Origin of the sequence: Mesorhizobium sp. M7A.F.Ca.US.005.03.2.1 (assembly GCF_003997795.1) — a bacterium.
In the GTDB taxonomy this organism is placed as follows: domain Bacteria; phylum Pseudomonadota; class Alphaproteobacteria; order Rhizobiales; family Rhizobiaceae; genus Mesorhizobium; species Mesorhizobium ciceri.
The window spans coordinates 1-8,258 of record NZ_RZRP01000204.1 but is presented as its reverse complement, the minus strand read 5'-3'; the positions used below and the strand labels follow the sequence as shown (position 1 = coordinate 8,258).

At 64.5% G+C, this 8,258-nt stretch carries 8 protein-coding genes; 2 read left to right on the top strand and 6 right to left on the bottom strand.

What is annotated here, in order from left to right; translation table 11 throughout:
- Positions 1-261, top strand: a 261-nt coding sequence (locus EN991_RS13840; RefSeq protein ID WP_164769046.1) for a sensor histidine kinase, incomplete at its 5' end; no start/stop codon positions are given.
- Positions 262-312: 51 nt separating this feature from the next.
- On the opposite strand, the gene EN991_RS13835 is transcribed toward EN991_RS13840, so the two are convergent.
- Complete coding sequence (locus EN991_RS13835; protein WP_013528746.1) at positions 313-741, bottom strand: Lrp/AsnC family transcriptional regulator; 429 nt, start codon at positions 739-741, stop codon at positions 313-315.
- A gap of 115 nt (positions 742-856) precedes the next feature.
- On the opposite strand from EN991_RS13835, the gene EN991_RS13830 reads away from it, so the two are divergent.
- Entirely contained in the window at positions 857-1,960 is a 1,104-nt protein-coding gene (locus tag EN991_RS13830; RefSeq protein WP_024504078.1) for a saccharopine dehydrogenase family protein, read from the top strand.
- A 40-nt stretch (positions 1,961-2,000) separates the two neighbouring features.
- Here the strand turns inward: EN991_RS13830 and EN991_RS13825 are convergent, their stop codons facing one another.
- The 5 genes from EN991_RS13825 to EN991_RS13800 form a co-directional block, all read right to left on the bottom strand.
- Positions 2,001-2,735, bottom strand: coding sequence for a glycosyltransferase (locus tag EN991_RS13825; protein WP_164753599.1), 735 nt, complete (start codon positions 2,733-2,735; stop codon positions 2,001-2,003).
- A 312-nt stretch (positions 2,736-3,047) separates the two neighbouring features.
- The gene (lpdA, locus tag EN991_RS13815) at positions 3,048-4,445 is read right to left on the bottom strand and encodes a dihydrolipoyl dehydrogenase (protein ID WP_127368962.1); all 1,398 of its coding nucleotides are present in this window, start codon (positions 4,443-4,445) and stop codon (positions 3,048-3,050) included.
- 201 nt (positions 4,446-4,646) lie between these two features.
- Positions 4,647-5,963: a dihydrolipoamide acetyltransferase family protein gene (locus tag EN991_RS13810; protein WP_127368961.1), complete on the bottom strand. Its 1,317-nt coding sequence runs from the start codon at positions 5,961-5,963 to the stop codon at positions 4,647-4,649.
- A gap of 1 nt (position 5,964) precedes the next feature.
- Positions 5,965-6,978 carry an alpha-ketoacid dehydrogenase subunit beta gene (locus tag EN991_RS13805; protein ID WP_013528742.1) on the bottom strand — a complete coding sequence of 338 codons (1,014 nt, stop codon included), beginning with the start codon at positions 6,976-6,978 and terminating at the stop codon, positions 5,965-5,967.
- Between the two features lie 3 nt (positions 6,979-6,981).
- Entirely contained in the window at positions 6,982-8,214 is a 1,233-nt protein-coding gene (locus EN991_RS13800; protein WP_127368960.1) for a 3-methyl-2-oxobutanoate dehydrogenase (2-methylpropanoyl-transferring) subunit alpha, read from the bottom strand.
- Positions 8,215-8,258 lie beyond the last annotated feature (44 nt).

Sequence of the window (8,258 nt, the reverse complement as noted above, 5' to 3'; positions counted from 1 at the left end):
ACGATAAAGCTGTCGGTAGCGCGCCAGGACGAACGCGTCGTTGCGGGCGTCGCCGACAACGGTCCCGGCATTCCGGCGGCAGAGCGCGAGAAAGTGTTCCAGCGGCTCTACCGGCTGGACCACAGCCGCTCGACATCAGGCAGCGGCCTCGGGCTCAGCCTTGTCCGGGCCATAGCCGATCTGCACGGCGCATCGATCACGCTCGAGGATTGCCGACCGGGACTTGCGGTGGTGGTGCGTTTTCCGCTGGCTATGGATTAGCCGGCGAAACGGCTGGTGCTGTTCAAGCCCAGCTTGGGTTGAGAGGTCCCCTCACCTATCTATCCGCGTCGACAGGATGATCGATGACAGCGTCCGCTCGACTCCGTCCATGGCGCCGATCTGGTCGAGCAGCATGTCGAGGTCGCGGATCGATGGCGCGTCGACGATGACGATCATGTCGAAATTGCCGCTGACCGAATGCAGCGTCCGGACCGTCGCCAAACCGCGCAGGCCGCGCACCACCTTGTCGGCAAGCTTGGGCGTCACGGTGAGCAGCACATGCGCCCGCACCAGCCCCTGCTCATAATCCGGCGCCAGCCGCACGCCGTAGCCTGATATGATGCCGCGCTGCTCCAGCCGTTCGATCCGGCTCTGCACGGTTGTCCGCGAGACGCCAAGCCGCCGCGCCAGCTCGGCGGTCGAGGCGCGCGCATTCTCGCGCAGCAGCGAAAGCAGGGTCTGTTCGGCATCGCTGAGCATTTCGACGATTCTTCTCGGCGGACTGACCAATCAATGGGTTCGTTTCGTACAGAACCACGCTTCCTTTCGACGGGCAAGCTGCGAATCTGTGCTCACAACCAGTGAGGGATTTGTCATGAAGAAAATTGTCGTTGTCGGCGCCGGCAAGATCGGCTCGACCATTGCCGAGATGCTCGCCGCCACGGGAGATTATCAGGTCACGCTCGTCGACCGCTCGGCAGCACAGCTCGCTGCTGCCGAAGTCCCGGCCACGGTTGCGACGCTGGAGCTCGACATCGAAGCATCCGGCACGCTTGAAGCCGCACTCGCCGGCAAATTCGCGGTGCTCAGCGCCGCTCCCTTCCATCTGACCACCCGCATCGCCGAGGCGGCGGCCAGTGCCGGCGTGCACTATCTCGACCTGACCGAGGATGTCGTCTCGACCCGCCGCGTCAAGGAACTGGCGCGTTCGGGCAGAAGCGCCTTCATTCCGCAATGCGGCCTGGCGCCGGGCTTCATCTCGATCGTCGCCAACGATCTCGCCAGCCGCTTCGATTCTCTGGAAAGCGTGCGCATGCGCGTCGGCGCTTTGCCGCAATATCCCTCCAATGCGCTGAACTACAATCTGACCTGGAGCACCGACGGCGTCATCAACGAATATTGCGAGCCCTGCGAGGCGATCGTCGAGGGCGAGCTGGTCGAGGTGCCGCCACTGGAGGAGCGCGAGGAGTTCTCGCTCGACGGCGTCACTTACGAGGCATTCAACACCTCCGGCGGGCTCGGCACGCTGGCCGAGACGCTGAAGGGCAAGGTGCGCACGCTCAACTACCGCACCATCCGCTACCCCGGCCACGCCGCGATCATGAAGGCGCTGCTCAACGACCTCGGCCTGCGCCATCGCCGCGACGTGCTGAAGGACATTTTTGAAAGCGCCCTGCCGGCGACATTGCAGGACGTCGTCATCGTCTTCGTCACCGTCTCCGGCCGCAAGAACGGCCGCCTGCTGCAGGAGACCTACGCCAACAAGGTCTATTCCCAGCGTATCGGCCAGGTGGTGCGCAGCGCCATCCAGATCACCACGGCGTCCGGCATCTGCGCCGTGCTCGACATGCTGGCCGACGGCAGCCTGCCGGCGACCGGCTTCATCAAGCAGGAAGACATCGCGCTGGACGCATTTCTAGCCAACCGTTTTGGCCGCGCCTATGCCCAGCACGAAATGGTGAGCCGGCTGGCGGGGTGAAGCGCATAATCTCCCGCTTGAGGGGGAGATTAGCATCGAGCTATTTCCGCAAGACCATCGGCCGCCCAAGCAGAAACCGGACAAAATTGCCGGCGTTGCGCGAGGCCTTGGCCGAAGTCTGCGGCATCTGCTTTTGCGTAGTCTCTTTTCGAGCCGGCGCGCGCGCATTTGTCCCGGCACCGGGCCGGCCCACGGTGAAAGCCGGCTCGGCGACCGGCTTGCCGCGCAAGACATTGGCTGCATTGTTGTCATGAATGACGATGCACCATTGAGCCTCCTTCAAGGCCGCCCCGACGGTGTTGAAACGCATCGCCATCCTCGTGTGCTCGTCGCAATAGACCCCGTTCATGGACGGTGATCGCTTCTCGACCAGAGTGCCGAAGGCCGACGTTGGATATTCGTGCTGCGTGTAGTGGTTGGTTGCCGCATCGAAATTCTGGCCGTGCGGAAAGGCGATATAGAGCGGTTGCTGGTTCACCTCGCCCTTGGCGATTTCCCGGCGCGCGTAGAAATCGACACGCTCCATGAAGGTCGGCGCCAGCGCGTCATCGCTGTCGAGCCGAGTCAGCGAAACAAATTCGGCATCCGTGTCGCTTTGGACAAACGCATTGAAGGCGACATTGTAGTTCTCGCCGGCCTTGATGAGAACCGGCCTGACATCAATCCCGGCCGCGCAGGCGCAGACGATCCGGATGTAGTTCTCATGTGTTCGGAATCGAACGCAATCAGGACCGTAAAGTCCTTCTGCGACTGGCCCTCGAGCGAGGGCGCGCAATAGGTGTCGAACAGCGCCAGCCGCTCGACCAGCCACACCGGGTCGAGATTGGCTCTGCCGTGTCCATTCCATTGGCTCGGCATGAAGCCGGTGGCGGTGTTGTAGCGAATCGCCACGTATTTCTTCAGGTCGGTGCTCATGGGAGGAGACTAGAGCATGATCCCGAAGGGTGGAATCCGGTTCTCGGAAAACATGGTACGCGGCACTTTCCCGCCAATCGCTTTGGTCGCGCCTAGATGAGCGGCTGGCGAGTTGATCGATGGGCTGGCGAGGGAAGGAAGAGAGCTGGCTCGAACAGGTTCGCCCCTTTCCTCAAATATGCAGCGCGTGTCCCAGCGCCTTCAGCGCTGCTTCCTGGAATCCCTCGCCCTGCGTCGGATGCGCGTGGATGGTGCCGGCGATGTCCTCCAGCCGCGCGCCCATCTCCAGCGCCAGCCCGAACGCCGCCGCCAGTTCCGACACGCCCTGCCCGACCGCCTGGATGCCGAGCACCAGATGGTTGTCGGCGCGGGCCAAGACGCGGACAAAGCCGTCCTCGCCCAGCTTCGTCATCGCCCGGCCGTTGGCCGCGAACGGGAACATGCCGATCTTGATCTCGCCGCCGAGCGCCTTGGCTTCTTCCGGCGAAAGACCAGCGGTCACCAGTTCGGGATCGGTGAAGCAAACGGCGGGTATCGAACGCTTGTCCCAGCTGCGCTTGTGGCCGGCAACGATCTCGGCGACCATCTCGCCCTGCGCCATCGCCCGGTGCGCCAGCATCGGCTCGCCGGTGACGTCGCCAATGGCGAAGATGCCGCGCATCGAGGTGCGGCACTGGTCGTCGATGCGGATGAATTTGCCGGCCATGTCGAGGTCGATCTGCTCGAGCCCCCAGCCTTCGGTCACCGGCTTGCGGCCGACCGTCACCAGGATCTTGTCGGCGGCGACCTTGGCGCTCTTGCCGTCGGAGGTTTCGATCAGCAGCGCGTCGCCTTTGGTCGACAGTCCCTTGGCCTTGGCGCCCAGCATCACCTCGACGCCGAGCGCGGTGAGCCGCTTGACCACCGGCCGGGTCAGCTCCGCATCATACTGCGCCAGCACGCGCGGCAAGGCCTCGATCACGGTCACCTCAGCGCCCATCTTGGCAAATGCCATGCCGAGTTCCAGCCCAATATAGCCGCCACCGACGACCGCGAGATTTTTCGGCACGTCGCTGAGCGCCAGCGCCTCGGTGGACGAAATCGCCCGACCGCCAAACGGCAGGAACGGCAGCTCCACCGGCGCCGAGCCGGTGGCGATCACGATGGTTTCAGCACGGATCACTTGGCTACCCGTCTCGGTCTCGACCGCGACCGTCTTGCCGTCGCGAAAGCTCGCCCAGCCATGCACAGTTTTCACGCCTGCCTTCTTGAGCAGGCCGGCGACGCCACTGTTGAGCCGGCTGACGATGCCGTCCTTCCAGGCGACGGTCCGGGCAAGATCGAGCGTCGGCGCGGTGACCGAAATGCCGAGCGGGCTCTTGCCGCCCGCCATGTGCGACACCTTCTCGAACTCCTCCGCCGCATGGATCAGCGCCTTGGACGGGATGCAGCCGACATTGAGGCAGGTGCCGCCCGGCTTGCCGGCCTCGACGATCACCGTATCGACGCCGAGCTGTCCGGCCCGAATAGCGCAGACATAGCCGCCGGGCCCGGCGCCGATGACGAGCAGCTTGCAGGAGATTTCTTTCATGATGGCACGCTCTTTCTGGTGGCGAAGGCCCCCTCATCCGGCCGCCTCGCGGCCACCTTCTCCCCGGTGGGGAGAAGAGGCGAGCACAGACGCCGGCGACCTCCTCTCCCCTCGGGGAAAGGTCGGATTGCCCCGAATTGCCCTTCGCAATTCGGTTTTGGCAATCCGGGTGAGGGGGCCCTTGCGACCGTTCTCATCCCCTCAATCCACGAAAATCAGCGCCGGCGTTTCCAGCAGCGTCTTGATCCGCTGGATGAACACCGCCGCATCCCACCCATCGATCACCCGATGGTCGAAGCTCGACGACAGGTTCATCATCTTGCGCGGCATGAACTGGGTGCCGTCCCACACCGGCCGCACCATCATCTTGTTGACGCCGACGATCGCCACTTCAGGATGGTTGATGACCGGCGTCGTCGCCACGCCGCCCATGGCGCCGAGCGAGGTGATGGTGATGGTCGAGCCGGACAGCTCGTCGCGTGTTGCCGTGCCGGACTTGGCCGCCTCGGCCAGCCTGATGACCTCGGCGCCGCAATCCCAGATGTCGCGCGCCTCAGCGTGCCTGACCACCGGAACCACCAGCCCCGACGGCGTCTGTGCGGCGATGCCGATATGGATGCCGCCATGCTGATGGACGATGCCGGCCTCGTCGTCGAACAGGGAATTGAGATTGGGCTGGTCCGCGATCGCCTTGACCATCGCCCGCATCAGGAACGGCAGCAGCGTCAGTTTCGGCCGCTCCACGCCAGGACGCTTCTCCTTGTTGAGCGCCGCGCGCAATTCCTCCAGTGCGGTGACGTCGATCTCCTCGACATAGGTGATGTGCGGAATGCGCGATTTGGACAGCGACATCTTCTCGGCGATCTTGCGCCGCAAGCCGACCACCTTGATATCCTGCACAGCATCGTTGCGGGCGAGGCCGGATGCCTTTGCGACCTGCGGCCCGCGCGCCAGGAACGCTTCGATGTCCTCATGGCCGATGCGACCGGCCGGACCGGATCCGGCAACCTGCCTGAGATCGATGCCGGCTTCTTTTGCCCGCAGACGAACGGCCGGCGACGCCAGCGGTCTTTCGCCTTCAGGCCGCGGCGCGCCGGGGACGGAAGGCTGCGCCGTGCTTTTCTGTGAGGCTGCCGGTTTCGCCTTGGGCTCGTCGCTCTTTGGTGATGCCTTCACGACCGGCGCAGCAGCCTCGGGCTTCGGCGTCGGAAGTTTTGCCGGAGGCTCAGCGGACACCGCTTCCGCTTCGGCGCCTTGCGGCTTGGCGTTGCCCTCGCCCGCCACCTTCAGCCGCACGATGGGCGAGCCGATGGCCACCGTGTCGCCGATCTCGGCGCCCAGCCACAGGATCTCGCCATCGACCGGCGACGGTTGAAATCCCGTCGCCTTGTCGGTCATGACGGCGGCGAGCACAGTGTCCTCGCGGACGATATCGCCGACCTTGACGTGCCATTCGACCAACTCGGCCTCGGCGACGCCTTCGCCGACATCGGGCAGCTTGATGATGTGTTCGCCCATCTCAGGCTCCCATGGTTTCAAGCAAGGCACGGCCAACGCGGGCGGGACCGGGAAAATAATCCCACTCCTGCGCATGCGGATAGGGCGTGTCCCAGCCGGCAACGCGAGCAACCGGCGCTTCGAGGTGATAGAAACAGTTTTCCTGCACCAGCGCCGACAGCTCGGCGCCGAAGCCCGAGGTCAGCGTCGCCTCATGCACGATGACGCAGCGCCCGGTCTTTTTCACCGAGGCGACGATCGTATCGAGATCGAGCGGCAGCAGGGTCCTGAGGTCGATGATCTCGGCATCGATGCCTGTTTCTTCGACAGCCGCCTGCGCGACATAGACCATGGTGCCGTAGGCGAGCACGGTGAGGGCCGAGCCTGCCCTGCGGATCGCCGCCTTGCCGAGCGGCACCGTGTAGTGGCCGTCGGCCACCTCGCCCAGCTCATGCTTCGACCAGGGTGTCACCGGCCGGTCGTGATGACCATCGAACGGACCGTTGTAGAGCCGCTTCGGCTCGAGGAAGATCACCGGATCCGGATCCTCGATCGCCGCGATCAAAAGCCCCTTGGCGTCGTGCGGGTTGGACGGTACCACCGTCTTCAGCCCCGACACATGGGTGAACAGCGCCTCAGGGCTCTGGCTGTGCGTCTGGCCGCCAAAAATGCCGCCGCCGGTCGGCATGCGCACCACGATCGGGCAGGTGAAATCGCCGTTGGAGCGGTAGCGCAGCCGTGCCGCTTCCTGGGTCAGCTGGTCGTAGGCCGGGTACATGTAGTCGGCAAACTGAATTTCCACGCACGGCTTCAAGCCATAGGCGGCCATGCCGATGGCCGAGCCGACAATGCCGGATTCGTTGATCGGCGCATCGAAGCAGCGGCTCTTGCCGTATTTGGCCTGCAAGCCCTGCGTGCAGCGGAAGACGCCACCGAAGAAGCCGACGTCCTCGCCGAACACGACGACTTTCTCGTCGCGCCCCATCGACACATCCATGGCATCGCGAATGGCCTCGATCATGGTCCGTCTCGGCATGGCTCAGACTCCCGCCTGTTGGCGCTGGCGTCTGAGATGCGGCGGCATTTCGGCGTAGAGCCCTTCGAACATGTCGCGCGTCGACGGCTTGCCGCCGGCATGCAGCGTGCCGTGGCCTTCGGCTTCCTTCTGCGCCGCGATAACCGTGTCGAGGATTTCCGCCTCGGCCTGCGCGTGACGCTCGTCCGACCAGACACCGAGCGCGATGAGATGGTTCTTCAGCCGCACGATCGGGTCGCCGAGCGGCCAAGCGTCGGATTCAGTCTTCGGCCGGTAGGCGGACGGGTCGTCCGAGCTCGAATGTGCGCCGGCACGGTAGGTGACATATTCGACCAGCGTCGGCCCGAGATTGCTGCGCGCCCGCTCCGCCGCCCATTTGGCCACGGCGTGGACGGCGAGGTAGTCGTTGCCGTCGACGCGCAGCGACGGGATGCCGAAGCCGAGGCCCCTCGCCGCGAACGTGCCCGAACCGCCGCGCGCGATGCCTTGAAAGGTCGAGATCGCCCACTGGTTGTTGACGACATTGAGCACGACCGGCGCCTTGTAGGTGGAGGCGAACACCAGCGCCGAGTGGAAATCGGACTCGGCCGTCGAGCCGTCGCCGATCCACGCGGCTGCGACGCGCGAATCGTTCGATATCGCCGAGGCCATCGCCCAGCCGACCGCCTGGATGTACTGCGTCGCCAGATTGCCGGAGATCGAGAAGAAGCCGTGCTCCTTCGACGAATACATGACCGGCAATTGCCGGCCCTTCAGCGGGTCGGCTTCGTTGGAATAGATCTGGTTCATCATCGTGACCATCGGGTAGCCATCGGCAATCAGCAGCCCGGCCTGGCGATAGGTCGGAAAGTTCATGTCGCCCGGCGCCAGTGCCTTGCGGAAGGCGCAAGCCACAGCCTCTTCGCCCAGATGCTGCATGTAGAACGAGGTCTTGCCCTGCCGCTGCGCCATCTGCATGCGCGCATCGAAGGTCCGCAGCGTCATCATGTGGCGCAGGCCGGTGAGAAGCTCGTCGCTGGACAGCAGGCCGGCCCACGGGCCGACGGCCTCGCCCGTGCGGTTCAGCACGCGGATGATCGAGAAGGCATGATCGCGGATGGTGCGCGGATCGACATCGATCTCCGGGCGCGGCACCGAGCCGGCCTTGGGGATCGGCACGTTGGAAAAGTCAGGCGTTCCGCCCGGCCGCACTTCCGGTTCCGGAACATGAAACCGCAACATCCCAGCATCGGCCATGACCTTTGTCCTCCAATGTTGCCTGGAACAGATATTTGCATATC

Coding starts and splice junctions, on each gene's coding strand:
- EN991_RS13800 (WP_127368960.1), bottom strand. CDS start 8,214: ATGGCCGATGCTGGGATGTTGCGGTTTCATGTTCCGGAACCGGAAGTG.
- EN991_RS13830 (WP_024504078.1), top strand. CDS start 857: ATGAAGAAAATTGTCGTTGTCGGCGCCGGCAAGATCGGCTCGACCATT.
- EN991_RS13810 (WP_127368961.1), bottom strand. CDS start 5,963: ATGGGCGAACACATCATCAAGCTGCCCGATGTCGGCGAAGGCGTCGCC.
- lpdA (WP_127368962.1), bottom strand. CDS start 4,445: ATGAAAGAAATCTCCTGCAAGCTGCTCGTCATCGGCGCCGGGCCCGGC.
- EN991_RS13805 (WP_013528742.1), bottom strand. CDS start 6,978: ATGCCGAGACGGACCATGATCGAGGCCATTCGCGATGCCATGGATGTG.
- EN991_RS13835 (WP_013528746.1), bottom strand. CDS start 741: ATGCTCAGCGATGCCGAACAGACCCTGCTTTCGCTGCTGCGCGAGAAT.